This window comes from Photobacterium profundum, assembly GCF_003026285.1.
Taxonomy (GTDB): domain Bacteria; phylum Pseudomonadota; class Gammaproteobacteria; order Enterobacterales; family Vibrionaceae; genus Photobacterium; species Photobacterium profundum.
The window spans coordinates 47,599-66,458 of record NZ_PYOD01000013.1; the positions used below are offsets into that span (position 1 = coordinate 47,599).

An 18,860-nucleotide genomic window follows, 5' to 3' on the forward strand; every position below is an offset into this window, starting at 1 on the left:
CCCTATTTTTTCCCCACTTCATTCATCCATAACTCAACACTCTCAAGAGCATCATGCGCCGTTAAATCAACCTGCAACGGAGTAATCGACACCAAGCTTTGCTCTACGGCATGAAAATCAGTGCCAGGCCCTGCATCTTGGCATGCCCCTGGAGGACCTAACCAATATAATACTTTCCCTCTAGGATCCACATCTTTAACCATCTGTTCTGCACGATGACGGGCACCTAAGCGCGTCACTTTCCAACCTTTTAACTCAGAAAAAGGAATGTCAGGTACATTGATATTCAAGATCTTATTTTTAGGTAACGGCTTCTCTAGCAAGTTCACAACAATACTTTTTACCACTTGTGCTGCGGTATCAAAATGCGTTGAACCCACCAACGAAATAGCAATAGCAGGTACACCTAAGAAGTGCCCTTCTGTCGCGGCTGCAACCGTACCTGAATACAGCACATCATCGCCCAAATTAGCGCCGTGGTTAATGCCTGCTACCACGATATCGGGTCGATAATCTAGCCATTCATTCAATGCAAAATGCACGCAATCTGTCGGAGTGCCATCGACAGAAATACGTCTATCTCCCTCTTCGCGAATACGAAGAGGGTAATCGAGCGTTAATGAATTCGATGCGCCAGAGCGGTTTCGATCAGGCGCAACAACAGTCACTTCTCCCAGTTCACTTAACACTGTCGCTAGCGTGTTAATGCCCTCGGCAAAAATGCCATCATCATTACTGATCAATATTCGCATGCGTACTACCTTCTTGTTCGACAAGTAATTCTCTGACTACTGACGTCGCAAAACAGCCGGCAGGTAACGCAAATGATAATACAACATCATTGCCATCAAATTGCCATTCCATCTCTTTTGGTTTCAGTAATAAAGTACGACGTTCATGGCGCATTCGATTATCACGGATCAACTTCAGTAATGAAGGTTCATTAGCAATAATAGCTAACTCAAAAGCCTCTGCATCTGCAGCTGTCGGCAATGCATTATCACCCACTAACGGTGCAGTAATATTAACAAGCCCCTTATCAATACTAGCTTGCAATTCTTCGGTAATAGATTCGGCAAGGAAGCAATTGTCTTCACCGGCATTTTGCAGGCAATCACCAACCATTAACGAATTCACGCTGCCTTGTTCAATACGGGTTGATAACACCATATTAAATAGCCATGAACGAGCGGCTGACAAGTAAAAACTACGCTTGCTTTTATCACGTAAGCGGAACTCGTCATTGCCCCAGCTGCGTGCTTTAATCACATTATTACCACCGTGACCAAAACGTTGCTGACCAAAGTAATTTGGCACACCATGCATTTTTACTTGTTCTAGTTTTAGGGCTAATTCTTCAGGGTTGGTTAGATCAAGCAGGCGTAGCTGGAACCAGTTACCAACAAGATCACCCGGTCGTAATTTTTTGTCATGACGTGTTGTTTCGAGTACTTCAATACCTGGATGCTCAGCAACAAAATCCGTTAAATCAGGATCTGCCTTACCCGGTAAGTGAACACTGATCCATTGCTCAGTCACAGCATGGCGATCTTTAAGACCGGCCCAGCTCACATCTCGAGATTTAACACCGCAAGCCTTCGCAAGTTCATTCACTACATATTTGGTATTTTCACCCACTTTGCGGATCTTGACCATGAAGTGCTCGCCTTTGCCTGCGAACTCAAAACCTAAATTTTCTTTTACTATGAAATGCTCTGGCAGTGCTTTAATTTGCCCCTGACATGTTGGTTTTTCATATAGCCAACTAAAATTATCCATTACATTCAGCATATTATCAGACATCACAACACCGTCATTATTGAGCATTAATTAGTACTACCGCTTCGCAAGCAATGCCTTCTTTTCGCCCAGTAAAACCGAGGCGTTCTGAAGTCGTCGCTTTAACATTAACATTGCCGATATCTGTTTCTAAATCTTCAGCAATCGCTTGGCACATCGCATCAATATACGGGGCCATTTTAGGGGCTTGGGCAATGATGGTTACATCAAGATTACCAAGACGATACCCTTTATCTTTTACTTTACTGTAGACATCTCGCAATAGAAAACGGCTATCAGCCCCTTTCCACTCCGCGTCTGTATCTGGAAAGTGACGCCCAATATCACCCGCGCCAATAGCGCCTAACAAGGCATCACAAACAGCATGAAGTGCAACGTCGCCATCTGAATGGGCAATAAGACCTTGCTCATAAGGGATGGCAACGCCACCAATAATAACGGGACCTTCACCACCAAACTTATGTACATCAAACCCGTGTCCAATTCGCATCAGATCTATTCCTTCATTAATTGTTCTAAGTAGAAACCAGCCAAGGCTAGATCTTCAGGTTGGGTCACCTTAAGGTTGTCTGAGCGCCCTTTTACTAGCTGTGGGATATACCCACAATACTCCAGAGCCGACGCCTCGTCGGTAATAACCGCACCTTCTTTGAGTGCGTACAGTAATGAATCTTTTAGTTGCTTCACTTTAAACATTTGCGGTGTAAGTGCATGCCAAAGATTATTGCGTTCAACCGTTGATACAATGCCCTGCAGCCCATTAATTTGCTGGCAACCTCGTTTCATGGTATCGCGAACCGGCGCCGCAAGAATCGCTCCACAGTCACTGCGTATCGCCGCTTCAACGAGTCGTTCTAAATCATTAAGCCGCACACAAGGACGCGCAGCATCGTGAACCAACACCCAGGTATTTTCATCATCAATCGCGGCTAAACCAGCAAACACAGAATCTGCACGCTCGACACCACCATCAACCACGGTAATTCGTGGGTCGTTAGCCAGTGGCAGTGAAGTAAAATAGGGATCTGTTTGGCTAATAGCAATAATCACTCGTGTAATAGCAGGGTGACTAAACAAACGATCAATCGTGTGTTCTAAAATTGTTTTACCCGCGATATGTAAATATTGCTTAGGACGATCAGCAGCCATACGGCTACCAATACCAGCCGCAGGTACAACCGCAGTAAATTGTTGATTCATGGCACAGTTCATTCTGAGTTAAATAAAGGTGATTAGTTATCGCCGATGATCCGGAAGAAAGTTTCATTTGGCTTAATCATGCCAAGTTCATTTCTTGCCCGCTCTTCTACCGATTCTTGACCACGATGCAGATCATCAATTTCGGCGTACATTTGCTGATTACGCTGAACGAGTTCCGCATTGGCTTTTTGCTGAATACCGACATTAGCTTCAACGGCTAAGTAATCCATCAAGCCATTTTTACCCAACCAAAAATCATATTGGAGCCAACACAAGGTAGCCAGTAGCAGCACAGATAACAGACGCATGCACTTCCCCACTTTTCTTGTTAATTACTTGATACTCATTATATGAGGATAAATAGCCATTACATTGGTTAACGATACATATCATGATTGCTAAACAGTGAAATGAATATTCGCTGTAATAATCCCATAAAGCGCACTTTGTGACTAGCACTAGGCTTTTAGTCTGGCTTATTCAGAGATAAAAAAGACACGAGATATAAAAAAACCGCCTCAAAAGAGGCGGTTTCAGAAGAATCGGGGTTAACAACCCAAAGTCATTGCTTAATAATTAAGCTTGACCTTTAACTTCTTTAAGACCGTTGAAAGGTGCTTTCGCGCCTAGAGCTTCTTCGATACGAATTAGCTGGTTGTACTTAGCAACACGGTCAGAACGGCTCATAGAACCAGTTTTGATTTGGCCTGCAGCTGTACCTACCGCTAGATCAGCGATAGTTGCATCTTCAGTTTCGCCAGAACGGTGAGAGATAACTGCAGTGTAACCAGCATCTTTAGCCATCTTAATTGCAGCTAGAGTCTCTGTAAGAGAACCGATTTGGTTGAACTTGATAAGGATAGAGTTAGCAACGCCTTTCTCGATACCTTCAGCAAGAATCTTTGTGTTTGTAACGAATAGATCGTCACCAACGATTTGAATCTTGTCGCCTAGAAGTTCAGTTTGGTGCTTGAAGCCAGCCCAATCTGATTCGTCAAGACCGTCTTCGATAGATACGATTGGGTATTGGTTAGCAAGGTCTTGTAGGTAGAAGTTAAATTCTTCAGAAGAGAAGATTTTGCCTTCGCCTTTCATGTTGTAGTTGCCAGCTTCTTTGTCGTAGAACTCAGATGCAGCACAGTCCATTGCTAGCGTAACGTCTTTACCTAACTCGTAACCAGCAGCTTCAACAGCTTCTTGGATTGCAGCTAGTGCAGCAGCGTTAGATTCTAGGTTAGGAGCGAAACCACCTTCATCACCAACTGCAGTGCTTAGGCCTTTAGCCTTAAGTACTTTAGCAAGGTTGTGGAATACTTCAGCGCCAATACGTAGTGCTTCTTTAAGAGTCTTTGCGCCAACTGGCTGAATCATGAACTCTTGGATATCAACGTTGTTATCAGCGTGCTCGCCACCGTTGATGATGTTCATCATAGGTAGAGGCATAGAGAATACGCCAGCAGTACCGTTTAGTTCTGCAATGTGCTCGTATAAAGGCATGCCTTTAGCTGCAGCGCCTGCTTTAGCGTTTGCTAGAGAAACAGCTAGGATTGCGTTAGCACCAAACTTAGACTTGTTTTCAGTACCGTCTAGGTCGATCATTACCTGATCGATAGCAGCTTGGTCTTTTGCATCTTTACCAAGTAGTGCTTCAGCGATAGGGCCGTTCACAGCTTCAAGAGCTTTAAGAACGCCTTTACCTAGGTAGCGAGATTTGTCGCCGTCACGTAGTTCAAGAGCTTCACGAGAACCAGTTGATGCGCCAGATGGAGCAGCAGCCATACCGACGAAACCGCCTTCTAGGTGAACTTCAGCTTCTACTGTTGGGTTACCACGTGAATCGATGATTTCACGACCTAGAACTTTAACGATCTTAGACATTGTGTTTCCTCTTGCTTATCTTCAATTTAAAAGCTAAAAAATAGCCGTAGTGGGTTATCTCTACAGCTATCCGTAATCCTTACTTATTTAAGTTCACCACGCAGTTGTTGACCTGCTGCCTTCACGAAACCTTCAAAGAGAGGGTGACCATCGCGAGGAGTTGATGTGAACTCAGGGTGGAATTGAGCAGCCACAAACCATGGGTGGTTAGGTAGTTCAATAATTTCCACTAATTTCTTGTCTGCTGACAGACCTGAAATTTTCAATCCAGCTTTTTCTAGTTGCGGAAGCAAATTATTATTCACTTCATAGCGGTGACGGTGACGCTCATGAATGCTTGCGTTACCGTATAGCTCACGCGCTTTAGAACCATTTTTCAGGTGACATAACTGAGAACCAAGGCGCATTGTACCGCCTAAGTTTGACTCTTCTGTACGCTTCTCTACTTGACCTTCACCATCTACCCATTCGGTAATTAGACCAACGACTGGGTTTTTAGTTTCAGCATTAAATTCAGTAGAGTGTGCATCCGCTAAACCTGCAACATTACGAGCAAATTCAATCAATGCTACCTGCATACCCAGACAAATGCCTAAGTACGGAATTTTGTTTTCACGAGCATATTGTGCTGTACGGATTTTACCTTCAATACCACGCCCGCCGAAACCACCAGGAACTAGAATTGCATCTAGACCTTCAAGTACTTCGGTACCTTTAGACTCTACATCTTGTGAATCAACATATTTGATCTTCACAGATAGACGGTTCTTCAGACCAGCGTGTTTCAATGCTTCGTTTACTGATTTGTATGCATCAGGCAGTTCAATGTACTTACCTACCATACCGATTGTTACTTCTTCGGTTGGGTTTGCTTCTTCGTAAATTACTTGTTCCCACTCAGCCAAGTTCGCTTCTGGTGCTGTAATACCAAAACGCTGACATACAAGATCATCAAGACCTTGAGCTTTAATAAGTTGTGGGATTTTGTAGATTGAATCTACATCTTTCATTGAGATTACAGCTTTTTCCTGCACATTACAGAACAACGCAATTTTCGCACGCTCGTTAGCAGGAATAACACGATCAGAACGACATACTAAGATGTCAGGCTGAATACCAATCGAAAGTAATTCTTTTACCGAGTGTTGTGTTGGCTTCGTTTTCACTTCCCCTGCCGCGGCAAGGTAAGGAACTAACGTTAGGTGCATGAACATAGTACGTTCACGACCTTTCTGTACTGCTAACTGACGAATAGCTTCCATGAAAGGTAACGATTCGATATCACCAACAGTACCACCGACTTCAACGATAGCAACATCATGGCCTTGAGCACCTGCAATCACACGTTCTTTAATTTCGTTAGTGATGTGAGGGATTACCTGAATTGTTGCACCAAGGTAGTCTCCGCGACGCTCTTTACGAAGTACTTCTTCGTAAACACGACCAGCAGTAAAGTTATTACGCTTAGTCATTTTGGTGCGGATAAAACGCTCATAGTGACCTAAATCAAGGTCGGTCTCTGCACCGTCTTCCGTAACGAATACTTCGCCGTGTTGAGTTGGGCTCATAGTGCCTGGGTCAACGTTGATGTAAGGGTCTAGTTTCATCATGGTCACTTTAAGACCACGTGCTTCTAAAATTGCCGCTAATGATGCTGCTGCAATGCCTTTACCTAGTGAGGATACGACCCCGCCCGTAACAAAAATATAATTCGTTGTCATGATTAACCTGGAAGATTGGTGTAGAGGATAAAGTGTATCTGGACGGGAAATTAGTATACCAGACCCACTTTATTGCCACAACGTGAAAACTATCACAGCATTCATCGTTTTTTTTTGTCTCAAATCAATTATACCGACTGCATAAGCCGATTGGTCAAAAATCAACCGACAAATGTTACTCTTTTTTGCCAAAAAGGCCAGTGAATATAAATCGAATAATCAATGAATTAAATTTATGATGCGGTTATTTATTGCGTTCAGCTTGTTTCACTTTTTCCCATTCTTTATCCAGCACCTCTAGCGAACAACTGTCTAAGCGCATCCCTTTTTCTAGCACACTTTTTTCAACTTGGCGAAATCGATTTTCGAATTTTTTATTCGCGCATTGTAATGCTCGCTCTGGCTTTACCTTTAAATGACGGCTTAAATTCACGACAGAAAAAAGCAAATCACCCATTTCTTCTTCGATATTGGCTTGATTAGGTGATATTTGTATGACTTCATCCATGACCTCATCTAATTCTTCTTTTACTTTATTAACCACAGGAGCAATAGTATCCCAATCAAAACCATGCTTTGAGCAACGTTTTTGAATTTTGTCGGCACGGCTCAAGGCGGGTAAGGCGAGGGGAATATCAGCTAATACACTTTCATCGTGCCCTTTTGCATCTCGCTCTTTCGCTTTTTCAGCTTCCCAGTTGGTATTAATTTCTTCGTCATCAGCAAACTCAGCATCACTAAAAACATGAGGGTGACGGCGCGTTAATTTTTCATTTAACCCTGCAACCACGTCATTAAAATCAAACAAACCTTGCTCTTTTCCTAGTTGGCTATAAAAGATTATTTGAAACAATAAATCGCCTAACTCTTCACGTACATCGCTCCAATTTTTTTGCTCGATAGCATCGGCAACCTCGTAAGCTTCTTCAATCGTATGCGGAATGATCGAAGAAAAATCTTGTTTAAGATCCCACGGGCATCCTTTTTGAGGATCACGCAGTGTCGCCATAATGTCGATTAACTGTTCGATTGGTGCTGATTTATGTTCGCTCATAATGGATCGCTATTGGTCTTTTGCGGTGATAAATATGGCTATGTCACGCATGCCGTTTGATTGCAGATTACCAGAAACAAAAACGGGAAGCACAATGCTTCCCGTTTTTACGTTATTGTACGATTGATTGACTAAACCAACCGTATTGAGGCTTCGACCTTATTAATACAAGCGCTTGGCTTCAGCGACATCTTTAACTTGCTCGATACGCTTAAGTACTTTACTCAGCACTTCTAAATCAGTGAGTTCTAAGTCAAAATCCATAATCGACATCTGTTTCTTGTAATCAATTCGACTTTTCATTCCCGCCACTTTTGCTTTTTCATTGGCTAAAGTATTGGTCAGCTCTTTAATCAAGCCATTCCGCTCAGAGGCTGTTACCCGAACTGTAATATTATAATTACCCACGAAACCACCCCCCCACACCGTATGAATGATACGTTCTGGTACATGATGACGAAGTTCTGCAAGTTGTTCACAGTCATTACGATGAACAGAAATACCACGACCTTGGGTGACAAACCCCACAATTTCATCACCAGGAATCGGCTGACAACAACGTGCTAAATGCGTCATTAAGTTATCGACGCCTTCAACAACAACAGCATCACGTTGAGGCTTTTTCGCACTGGTACTAATTTTGGTACTCGCTTCAGTCAGCTTATCCACTAACTGTTGGTCTTCCTCTTCTGCCGTTGGCTTATTAATAATCATGCTAATGTGATTAACCACTTGGTTAATACGCAAATCACCACTACCAATACCAACGAACAATTCATCTACGTTTTTAGCATTGAAACGCTTTAATGCATACACTTCTGCATCTTTAAGCTTGGCGCCGATTTTATTCAGTTCAAGCTCTAAGATTTCACGCCCCGCTATCATGTTTTTATCATGAGCTTGCCTACGGAACCACGCATGCACTTTGGCTCTTGCTCGACCAGAGGTTACAAAGCCTAAATTAGGGTTTAACCAATCCCGTGACGGATTCGCTTCTTTCTGGGTGATGATTTCAACCTGCTCACCCATCTGTAAATGATAAGTGAACGGTACAATACGCCCTTCTACTTTGGCGCCAATACAGCGGTGCCCAACTTCAGAGTGAATATGGTAAGCAAAATCGAGTGGGGTTGCATTTAACGGCAAATCAACGACATCACCTTTGGGCGTAAAAGCATAAACACGATCATCAAAGACTTGGCTACGTAACTCATCCAGCATTTCGCCAGAATCTGACATTTCTTCTTGCCACATAAGTAGCTTACGAAGCCAATTAATTTTCTCATCATAAGATGACTTCGCAGCGCCAGATGATGATCCTTCTTTGTATTTCCAGTGTGCTGCCACTCCTAATTCAGACTCTTCATGCATTTGCTTAGTACGAATCTGAATTTCAATCGTACGCCCTTCAGGTCCTAATACTACGGTGTGAATCGATTGGTAACCATTCGGTTTTGGATTCGCAACATAATCATCAAATTCTTTCGGAAGATGACGATACTTAGTATGCACTACGCCTAATGCGGCATAACAATCTTGTAACTGGTCGGCAATAATACGTACCGCTCGAACATCAAATAGCTCATCAAACTCTAAGCTTTTCTTTTGCATCTTTCGCCAGATACTATAGATATGCTTAGGACGACCGTGCACTTCAGCTTTGATGTGTGACGCTTTCATTGATTCATCTAAATCAGAGACAAAATGATCAATATAATATTCACGGTCGATACGGCGTTCTGATAGTTGCTTAGCAATTTGCTTATACACATCAGGATGCTGATAGCGGAAAGCATAATCTTCGATTTCCCACTTAAGCTGACCAATGCCTAAGCGGTTTGCTAATGGCGCATAAATATTGGCACATTCACGTGCAGCTGCTCGGCGTACCTCATCCGGCTCATCTTTTACTTCACGTAAATTACAAATACGCTCTGCGAGCTTAATGACAACACAACGGAAGTCATCAACCATAGATAACAACATGCGACGAATATTATCGACCTGTGCCGATTGCTCGGCACCTTCTGTAGTCGCATTCAACTGACCAATCGCGGCCATTTGCTCAACACCTTTTACCAATTGCATGATAGTGGTGGTGTTATCTTCTTTAACTTGCTCGTGTTGATAAATCCCAGCTTCAACCAGCGGGACTACTAACGCAGCTACCAGAGTGTCAGTATCCATACTCAGGGTAACTAGAATTTCTACCATTTCGCGGCCACGCCATAATAATAATGGCGTAGACTCTTCCTTAGTCGTTATTTCGATACATCGCTGATAGGTCTTTTTTAAGCGTTTAGACGCCTTGGCATCTTGCTGCAGGCTATCAACCCATGATGAAAGCTCAAATGTATCATTTTCCTTTAAATGCGCACCGCGAACTGCGACCATGTTTCTGTCCTGTATTCTCTGTATTGGTGATAACTACCAAATCAAAGTTTGGTAACCACTCTCTTTTTTTTAACAGCCTTGGCTTTAACAAACAATGCCATCGACTCTAAATGCCCCGTCTGTGGAAACATATCTAACATTCCAAGACGTTCCAACTGATAACCTTTTTTCAGTAATACCTGACTATCTCGTGCGAGCGTAGCCGGGTTACATGATACATATACTACCCTTTCAGGCTTAAGCTTCACTACGTGCTCCATCACACCTGCAGCACCTGCACGTGCGGGATCCAATAATATTTTATTGAACGGTTCTCGAGCCCATGCAAGCTTTGTAACGTCTTCATCTAGATTCGCTTGATAAAACGCAGCATTACTCTGCTTGTTGCACATGGCGTTCTCTGATGCACGATGAACCATTTCATCGATGCCTTCAACTCCAACCACTGCTTTTGCGTGTTTTGCGAGCGGTAAACTAAAATTACCTAGCCCACAAAATAAATCCAACACACGGTCGTTAGGCTGAAGATCGAGCCAATCTGTCGCTTGTTCTACCATTTTCTTATTCACATCACGATTGACTTGAATAAAGTCTTTCGGTGAAAAATATAATGTTAAATCATCTAAGCGATAGTACGGGGTTTCGCCATGAATCAACTCAGCGTCATCTGAGGTTGGCGCTAAGAATAGGATAACATTTTGCTCTTGGGCAAAATTAAGAATCAGCGTCATATCTTTGTCAGAAAAAGGCTTTAGATGTCGAATCAATACAACACGGCCATTATCGGCTTCAATAAGCTCAATATGACCAAGATGCCTTTGTCCTTTCAATGTAGATAACAGACTACGTAAAGGGGGTAAAAGTTCATTCAATGACTCGGCAAGCACTGGGCACTGCTTCACATCAACAATGTCTTTGCTCTGTTTTTTACGAAAGCCAAATTGTAACTGGCCGTCTTTACCTAGCAGAACACTAAATCGAGCGCAGCGACGATAATGATGCTCAGCCGCTATAATAGGAGTAACTTGCTCGACAGCCGTCGTTTGTTGGTCACCAGCAAATTTTACCATCAGGTCGCTTAATGCCTGCTGTTTAGCAAGTACTTGACCTTGATGCGATAAATGTTGCAAGTTACAACCGCCACACTGGTCATAGATCGGACAATGCGGTTTAATACGCGCTGGACTGTCGATAAGCCGTTTTATGACTTTAGCACGCGCATACTGCTTTTTATCATCAGTGACCTGAACCAATGCTTTTTCACCCGGCAACAAACCGTCAACGAAAATAGATTTATTGTTTAGATGACCAATACCAGCACCCAGATGATCTAATCGATTAATAACGATTTCTTTGTGCTTAGTATCAGTAATTTTACGTTTTTGAGGCTTAAAAAAGCGTGCCATAGTGTTTTGACTCACGAAAAGACATTGGTTTATTGTCGAATAGCCCTAGTTTCTTTAAGCTAGGGCCACAAATGGACCACAATTCTCCCACAGAATCGCATTCTTGTAATTAAGAGAACAATGAGCAGATACGGACTTCGTGCCAGGGTCTTCACCCTGACATTAGCACCAACACTAATTATAGGCCTATTATTGAGTGCCTTCTTCACGATGAGCCGCTATCGAGATCTTGAGCACCAGCTGATTTCTACGGGTTCTAGTATCATCGAACCTTTAGCTATTTCATCTGAATATGGGATGACAGACAAGAACCGTGAAGCAGTGCGCCGTCTGATCAGCTACACCCACAGAAAGAACTCTCAAATAATTCGAAGCATTGCGGTTTTTGATGCAGATAATCAGTTATTTGTGACCTCTAATTTTCATCGTAATTTTGAAGCCTTGATGTACCCCACGGGTCAACCTATTCCATTATTACTTGAAACACGATTAAGTGATAACTCACTGATATTAAGAGCTCCGATATTAGCCGAAGGGCAGTTTGGCAGTAACAACTCGATCAGCTACCAAGGTAAAGCATTGGGCTATATCGCCCTAGAGTTAGACCTTAGCGCCTTGCGCCTACAACAGTATCAAGAAGTCTTCACGGCTTTGATGGTATTACTATTTGGACTTACGCTGTCTTCATTATTTGCGTACCGCTTGATGCAAGATGTGACCCGCCCTATTTCGCATATGGTGAGTGTCGTCGATAGAATTCGACGAGGGCATCTCGACATTCGAATTGAAGGGCAACTGCTTGGTGAGCTGGATACGCTTAAAAATGGTATCAATGCCATGGCTATCTCGCTGTCTGAGTACCATATCGAAATGCAACAAAGCATCGATCAGGCCACTTCTGATTTACGAGAAACGCTTGAACAGTTGGAAATTCAAAACGTTGAACTGGATATTGCAAAAAAACGCGCTCAAGAAGCAGCACGTGTAAAATCGGAATTTTTAGCCAATATGTCGCACGAATTACGAACACCACTCAACGGTGTTATTGGTTTTACCCGTCAGATGCTAAAAACGCGATTGAGTTCAAGCCAGCACGACTATTTGCTCACCATTGAAAAATCGGCCAATAACCTCTTAACCATCATTAATGACATCCTCGACTTCTCTAAATTGGAAGCGGGCAAGTTATTACTTGAAAATATTCCATTCGACTTCACTGAATCACTTGATGAGGTAATGCGTTTACTGGCACCAAGCGCACACGAAAAAGGGCTTGAGCTAACACTTAAAGTTGATCATCGTATTCCTGCTGGCTTAATTGGCGATCCGTTGCGTATTCAGCAAGTTGTCACAAATTTGATCGGTAATGCAGTGAAATTTACCGAACGAGGCAACATTGATGTGTCGGTTGAATTAAAAGCCAGTAAAGATGAAAACATCGAGCTGCAGTTTACCGTTCGCGATACTGGTATTGGTATTTCAGAGCGCCAACAAGCCCAGTTATTCCAAGCCTTTAGCCAAGCAGATGCCAGTATATCCCGCCGCTATGGCGGTACAGGTTTAGGGCTTGTTATTACCCAGAAATTAGTCACGCAGATGGGCGGAGAAATCAGCCTAACCAGTCGCTTACACCAAGGATCAACATTCTGGTTCTCGTTAAAAATGCTAAAAACCGATCTTCCGGTCTCTCAACCAATCGATACTACCTCGTTGGTAGGTCAGAAGGTATTGTTGATCGAACCAAACATGCAGGCGGCATCAGTAGTACAACAACGCCTTATTAGAGCTGGTATGTTTGTGACTTATCGTTCCACGATGCCTGAAGAGGTAGAGCATCATCACTTTGCCTTAATTTGTCTACCTCCCGGTCAACAGCCACCGATCGCGATACTCTTGGATCGCGTATTCAAAGCAGAACAAGTTACTGATAAAGTTATCGTCAGCCTGCCAACGACTGAATTAGCCTTATCTGAACGCCTGATCAATGCTGGGGTATCAGCTTGTTTAGGTAAGCCTCTTTCACACCGTAAACTGTTTGAAGTGCTGAATAATGAGCCTGATGACATCTTAGAACCTGAGTTATTATCATTACCAGAACCTGCTCAAAAAATTGAGCCTCTCACTGTAATGGCCGTTGATGATAACCCTGCTAACTTGAAGCTAATCTCAGCATTATTAAGTGAACGAGTCGAAACGGTTATTACCGCAACAGGTGGTAGAAAAGCGGTTGAATACGCGCATCAAAAAGCATTTGATCTGATCTTCATGGATATTCAAATGCCTGAAATGGACGGTGTAACGGCATGTGAAGCGATTCACAAAACGGAGTTAAACCATTCAACACCCGTCATAGCGGTAACAGCACATGCTATGCCTGGCGAGCGTGAGCGCTTAATTAATGCAGGTATGGATGATTACTTAACCAAACCTATCGAAGAGCATATTCTTCAGCAAATTTTGGCGAAGTGGAATCAACATCCAGAGAATGAATATAACCAAAATACGATTATTGATATTGAACCCGAAGTGGTTTCAATGCAGCAACAGCCGGCTCAAAACAGCAAAGATATCAGCTGGGATTGGGATTTAGCACTGAAGCAAGCTGCAGGAAAAGAAGATCTCGCCAAAGATATGCTGCAAATGCTGCTCGATTTCATGCCAGAGGTTGAAATGCTGGTCAATGAAGCACTGGATGGAAAAGATATTGAGTTATGGCCACCGATTCACAAACTACATGGTAGCTGTGCATACAGTGGTGTACCTCGATTGAAGAGCTTATGTTATACCATCGAAACACAGCTTAAGGCCAATGCAACAGTCGAAGATATCGAACCTGAGCTCTTTGAGTTAATGGATGAGATGAACCTCGTTGTAAAAGCCTCGAAGGCATTTAGAAACAAATAAAGCATTTGCTTAAACAGGTACTACATAAGATAAAAAAGCGCCGACGGTAATGACCATCGGCGCTTTTTTAATAGAAGACTTTTACTTAGTCGGATTCTCGCAATTCAGCTAGCTTTCAAGAATAACAGTTGCAACGGCATACCGTTTTTCATCGGCTAAAGTCAGGTGCACATGTTTCACACCCATGCTCTCTGCCAGTTCTGCTGCCTTGCCCGATAAGGAGAGTAAAGGCTTACCGCGTTCATCATTACTGACGATAAAATCTTGAAAGGATACGCCACACGCAATGCCAGTGCCCAAGGCTTTCGACGCCGCTTCTTTGACCGCAAATCGCTTGGCTAAGTAACGGGCTTTCAACTTGAGGCTGTGGTAAATCTCCAACTCGGAGGGCGCAAGAATACGTTCAGCAAAAGTATCACCAGAACGGGCAAAAACTCTCTCTACCCGTTCAATATCAGCAATGTCTGTACCCAATCCGATAATCGCCATTAACGACGCGCGTCCAGCACTTCTACTTTCATGTCTGCTACAGCTTTGTTCAAGCCATCGAAAGCTGCACGGCCAATGATCGAATGACCAATATTCAATTCGTACAGTTCAGGCAGTGCCGCTATTGGCTTCACATTGTGGTACGTCAGGCCATGACCCGCGTTCACTTTGATACCTAAACCATGTGCGTAAGTCGCTGCTGAAGCAATTTTGTCTAGCTCAGCTTGCTGGGCTTCTTCTGTTTCAGCATCGGCATAATGACCAGTATGCAGCTCAACAAATGGGGCGCCACACGCCAAAGTTGCGTCAATTTGCGCGCGGTCTGCATCGATGAACAACGACACCTTAATACCTGCAGCAGTCAGCTTTTGCGTTGCCGCTTTAATTTTTTCTAACTGACCAGCAACGTCTAAACCACCTTCAGTGGTCAACTCTTCACGTTTTTCTGGCACTAAACATACGAATTCTGGCTTAGTGTCTAATGCGATGCTTACCATCTCATCAGTCACTGCCATTTCTAAATTCATACGCGTTTGAATAGTTTCTTTCAGAATACGAACGTCACGATCATTGATATGACGACGGTCTTCACGTAGATGAACCGTAATACCATCTGCACCTGCACGTTCTGCAACTTCAGCTGCATGCACAGGATCAGGGTAACGCGTACCACGAGCATTACGTAATGTTGCAATATGATCGATATTGACGCCAAGAAGTATGTTGTTCATTTTCCGCTATTCCTTGTTCGAGGGATAAACAACTCCCTACTTTTTAATGGTTTCCCGCCAAGATACGGCTTTAAGGCTATCCGTGTAAAGCGTTTTGCAGCCCTGAGCTGATCTGGAGTTTCAAAGCGTCGAGCAGCAATTGCCAATAATTGATTACCGGTAAAAGTGAGGTGCCCAGTCATCATTGATGCGATGAAGCCTTTTTGCTCTCGATAGTTATACGTCATAAGATCATCAACGGGTAAACCACTACCTGCACAATGAAGAAAATCAATGCCGTAACCTAGGTGATGCAATAAGGCTAATTCGAAACGTCGTAATGCAGGCTCTGGGTTATCCGCTTGCACTAACTCACGTAATGCATTCAAATAATCCATAAACAGCACAGGATAAGGGGTGTCGTTTTCAAGTACTCGGGCCAATACTTCGTTAAGGTAAAATGCCGAATAGAGAATGTAGCCGCGCATGGGCAGACTAATACTGATAGGCTCGGCGTGGGTCAATGTTTTCATTGAGCCACGGCCGGTCCATTTCATAAACAGAGGGGTAAAAGGCTGAAGGGTGCCTTTTAGATTGGAACGCTTTCGTCGTGCACCTTTCGACAAAATAGTAAGACGGCCATAATCCTCGCTGAAAACATCAAGGATCAGACTCGTCTCACTATATGGACGAGAGTGAAGGACAAAACAACGCTGTAGCCCCTCCATTGTGTTCCTTATAGGTCGTCGATGTAACCTAGGCTGCGCAATGCACGTTCGTCATCTGCCCATCCTGATTTCACTTTAACCCATAGCTCTAGGTACACTTTACGTTCAAACAAGTCTTCCATATCAATACGGGCTTCACGACCGATGACTTTCATCTTCTCGCCGTTTTTACCAATAACCATTTTCTTCTGGCCTTTACGCTCAACCAAAATCAAACCGTTGATATCAAAACCATCCATCTTAGGGTTGTAATCAAAACGCTCGATTTCAACCGTAACAGAATAAGGAAGTTCTTCGCCTAAGAAACGCATTAGTTTTTCACGAATGATTTCAGATGCCATAAAGCGTTGTGAACGGTCTGTCACATAATCTTCAGGGAAGTAATATTCACCTTCAGGAATGTGAGCACGTACAATCTTTTCTACCGCATCAACATTAGTACCGCTTTTCGCAGAAATTGGCACAACATCCACAAAGTCCATCTTCTTCGATAGAGCATCTAAATGCGGAAATAAATCGCCTTTTTCTTTAACGTTATCAACTTTGTTGATCAACAATACTGTAGGTAGCCCACTTTTCTTAAGCTTATTCAGCACCATTTCGTCATCAGCAGTCCACACTGTACCGTCGACCAAGAACAATACTAGTTCAACATCAGTCAATGAGCTGCTTGCGGCACGGTTCATCAAACGGTTGATCGTACGTTTTTCTTCAATGTGAAGACCAGGAGTATCGATAAACACCGCTTGATAACCATCACGGGTATCTACACCCATAATACGGTGACGAGTGGTTTGTGGTTTACGTGAAGTGATCGAAAGCTTCTGCCCAACCAAACGGTTAAGTAGAGTTGATTTACCAACGTTAGGTCGGCCTACGATGGCTATAAAGCCGCAATGTTGCTTCTCTGTCATGATTCCAACTGCTTAAGCGCAAGTTCTGCTGCTGCCTGCTCTGCCTTGCGCCGACTGCTGCCTTTACCAATAACAGGCTTATCCAAGCCTGTCACTTCACATTGCACCGTGAACTCTTGATTATGAGCTTCACCATGCACCTTAGTTACAGTATATGCTGGAAGTGCTAAACGACGACCTTGTAAACACTCTTGCAGACGTGTTTTTGGATCTTTCTGGTTAATACCAGGCTGAATCGTTTCAAGACGAGACTGATACCAAGATAAAATAACCTTGCGTACCTGTTCCGTATCACTATCCAGATAAATTGCACCGATAATCGCTTCTACGCAATCTGCTAAAATTGAATCGCGACGGAATCCGCCACTTTTCAGCTCTCCTGGACCCAGTAATAAATAATCACCAAGTTCAAATTCACGGCCCAATTCAGCTAACGTTTTGCCACGAACAAGCGTTGCTCGCATACGGCTCATATCACCTTCATCCACATGAGGAAAACGGTGATATAAGTCATCGGCAATAACAAAGCTTAAGATCGAATCGCCTAAAAACTCTAAGCGTTCGTTATGCGTTCCATTAGCACTGCGGTGTGTCAGTGATAATGTCATCAACTCAGTACTATTAAATTGATACCCCAGCTTACGCTGGAGTCTATTCGCAGGAGATGTCATTTTATCTCAATCAGTTTATGCTACCAATGCGGTTAAAACGCACATCAGTAGGAATCCAAGATGGTAGTACGCTATCAGTACTTCGTTCAAACTCAAAGCTGATCCAGATCGCGACCGCCTTTCCGACTAAATTCGCTTCTGGAACAAAACCCCAGTAACGACTGTCTGCACTATTATCGCGATTATCACCCATCATAAAATATTCACCTTCAGGCACAACCCACTCAGTGATTCCCGGACGAGGCTGGTAAGCCAATGTACGGTCACGTTTTAATGGATTCACTAAAATTTGATGATCTACATCACCCAACTTTTCATTAAATCTCACTAAACGTGTCATATTTTGAGTGAATTCACTGTCAGTCATATTGCTTAACGGCACGACCTTACAATCTGTAGTGCCTTTCGGCGCAATACAAATTTGCTTATCGGCGCTGTAACGAACAGTGTCGCCAGGCATACCAACTACACGTTTTATGTAATCAATATTCGGTTGAGGTGGGTATTTAAATACCACAACATCGCCACGTTCAGGTTCACTTGTTTCAATCAACTTATGACGGAAAACAGGATCGCGCAAACCGTATGCGAATTTCTCAACCAAGATGAAATCACCAATAAGTAGCGTTGGCATCATCGAGCCGGATGGGATCTGGAACGGCTCATAAATAAATGAGCGAAATACCATTATAAGCGCAATCACCGGAAACATAGAGCTAGTTGATTCTATCCAGCTCGGTTGCGGTGCTACGGTTTCTAGGGTTTTAACATCTACTTGATCGCCAGCATTTGCAGCTGCCGCATCAATTTTCAATTGACGCTTTGGCGCCCAGACAAACCTATCTAGAGCCCAAATGAGCCCGGTAAATAATGTCGCAAGTACCAAAATTAACGAAAAAGTATTAGCCATTGTATTCCCTAATCAATGTAACAGTTCAGCTTTATATCGCTGATCTACTCAAAAATATGTTTACGCATTAAATGAAAATGC

The 18,860-nt window shown here is 43.2% G+C and carries 17 protein-coding genes; 1 reads left to right on the forward strand and 16 read right to left on the reverse strand.

Translation table 11 applies throughout. The features are described 5' to 3' along the window. Window positions 1–2: 2 nt before the first annotated feature. The 10 genes from surE to rlmD form a co-directional block, all read right to left on the reverse strand. Window positions 3–752: a 5'/3'-nucleotidase SurE gene (gene surE / locus C9J48_RS21240; protein WP_006232584.1), complete on the reverse strand. Its 750-nt coding sequence runs from the start codon at window positions 750–752 to the stop codon at window positions 3–5. Beyond that, complete coding sequence (truD, locus tag C9J48_RS21245) at window positions 733–1,791, reverse strand: tRNA pseudouridine(13) synthase TruD (protein WP_036804070.1); 1,059 nt, start codon at window positions 1,789–1,791, stop codon at window positions 733–735. Before truD ends, surE begins: the two co-directional genes overlap by 20 nt. Before the next feature lie 25 nt (window positions 1,792–1,816). Beyond that, a complete protein-coding gene (ispF, locus tag C9J48_RS21250; protein WP_006232582.1) occupies window positions 1,817–2,290 on the reverse strand; it encodes a 2-C-methyl-D-erythritol 2,4-cyclodiphosphate synthase in 474 nt (157 codons plus the stop codon). A gap of 5 nt (window positions 2,291–2,295) precedes the next feature. After that, on the reverse strand, window positions 2,296–3,000 hold the full coding sequence (gene ispD / locus C9J48_RS21255) for a 2-C-methyl-D-erythritol 4-phosphate cytidylyltransferase (RefSeq protein WP_006232581.1): 705 nt from the start codon (window positions 2,998–3,000) through the stop codon (window positions 2,296–2,298). Between the two features lie 32 nt (window positions 3,001–3,032). Then, window positions 3,033–3,308: a cell division protein FtsB gene (gene ftsB / locus C9J48_RS21260; protein WP_006232580.1), complete on the reverse strand. Its 276-nt coding sequence runs from the start codon at window positions 3,306–3,308 to the stop codon at window positions 3,033–3,035. Window positions 3,309–3,576: 268 nt separating this feature from the next. Then, on the reverse strand, window positions 3,577–4,878 hold the full coding sequence (gene eno, locus C9J48_RS21265) for a phosphopyruvate hydratase (RefSeq protein ID WP_006232579.1): 1,302 nt from the start codon (window positions 4,876–4,878) through the stop codon (window positions 3,577–3,579). A gap of 83 nt (window positions 4,879–4,961) precedes the next feature. Beyond that, window positions 4,962–6,599 (reverse strand): CTP synthase, encoded by a 1,638-nt coding sequence (gene pyrG, locus C9J48_RS21270; protein WP_006232578.1) that lies wholly within the window; start codon window positions 6,597–6,599, stop codon window positions 4,962–4,964. Window positions 6,600–6,843: 244 nt separating this feature from the next. After that, the gene (gene mazG, locus C9J48_RS21275) at window positions 6,844–7,653 is read right to left on the reverse strand and encodes a nucleoside triphosphate pyrophosphohydrolase (RefSeq protein WP_006232577.1); all 810 of its coding nucleotides are present in this window, start codon (window positions 7,651–7,653) and stop codon (window positions 6,844–6,846) included. A 162-nt stretch (window positions 7,654–7,815) separates the two neighbouring features. Then, window positions 7,816–10,047 (reverse strand): GTP diphosphokinase, encoded by a 2,232-nt coding sequence (gene relA, locus C9J48_RS21280; protein WP_006232576.1) that lies wholly within the window; start codon window positions 10,045–10,047, stop codon window positions 7,816–7,818. A gap of 41 nt (window positions 10,048–10,088) precedes the next feature. Further along, window positions 10,089–11,453 (reverse strand): 23S rRNA (uracil(1939)-C(5))-methyltransferase RlmD, encoded by a 1,365-nt coding sequence (rlmD, locus tag C9J48_RS21285; protein WP_006232575.1) that lies wholly within the window; start codon window positions 11,451–11,453, stop codon window positions 10,089–10,091. Between the two features lie 120 nt (window positions 11,454–11,573). On the opposite strand from rlmD, the gene barA reads away from it, so the two are divergent. Beyond that, on the forward strand, window positions 11,574–14,357 hold the full coding sequence (barA, locus tag C9J48_RS21290; protein WP_036803977.1) for a two-component sensor histidine kinase BarA: 2,784 nt from the start codon (window positions 11,574–11,576) through the stop codon (window positions 14,355–14,357). A 108-nt stretch (window positions 14,358–14,465) separates the two neighbouring features. Here barA and acpS read toward each other — a convergent pair whose 3' ends face one another. Genes acpS through lepB form a run of 6 tightly spaced genes read right to left on the reverse strand, consistent with a single transcriptional unit; the run spans window position 14,466 to window position 18,779 of the window. Next, window positions 14,466–14,846, reverse strand: a complete 381-nt coding sequence (gene acpS, locus C9J48_RS21295; protein WP_006232573.1) for a holo-ACP synthase — start codon at window positions 14,844–14,846, stop codon at window positions 14,466–14,468. Next, on the reverse strand, window positions 14,846–15,577 hold the full coding sequence (gene pdxJ / locus C9J48_RS21300; RefSeq protein ID WP_006232572.1) for a pyridoxine 5'-phosphate synthase: 732 nt from the start codon (window positions 15,575–15,577) through the stop codon (window positions 14,846–14,848). Before pdxJ ends, acpS begins: the two co-directional genes overlap by 1 nt. Next, window positions 15,574–16,284: a DNA repair protein RecO gene (recO, locus tag C9J48_RS21305; RefSeq protein ID WP_006232571.1), complete on the reverse strand. Its 711-nt coding sequence runs from the start codon at window positions 16,282–16,284 to the stop codon at window positions 15,574–15,576. Before recO ends, pdxJ begins: the two co-directional genes overlap by 4 nt. Window positions 16,285–16,292: 8 nt before the next feature. Continuing rightward, window positions 16,293–17,198 carry a GTPase Era gene (gene era, locus C9J48_RS21310; protein WP_006232570.1) on the reverse strand — a complete coding sequence of 302 codons (906 nt, stop codon included), beginning with the start codon at window positions 17,196–17,198 and terminating at the stop codon, window positions 16,293–16,295. After that, complete coding sequence (rnc, locus tag C9J48_RS21315; RefSeq protein WP_006232569.1) at window positions 17,195–17,869, reverse strand: ribonuclease III; 675 nt, start codon at window positions 17,867–17,869, stop codon at window positions 17,195–17,197. The genes era and rnc overlap by 4 nt, the downstream gene beginning before the upstream one ends. A gap of 10 nt (window positions 17,870–17,879) precedes the next feature. Continuing rightward, window positions 17,880–18,779 (reverse strand): signal peptidase I, encoded by a 900-nt coding sequence (gene lepB, locus C9J48_RS21320; RefSeq protein ID WP_006232568.1) that lies wholly within the window; start codon window positions 18,777–18,779, stop codon window positions 17,880–17,882. Window positions 18,780–18,860 lie beyond the last annotated feature (81 nt).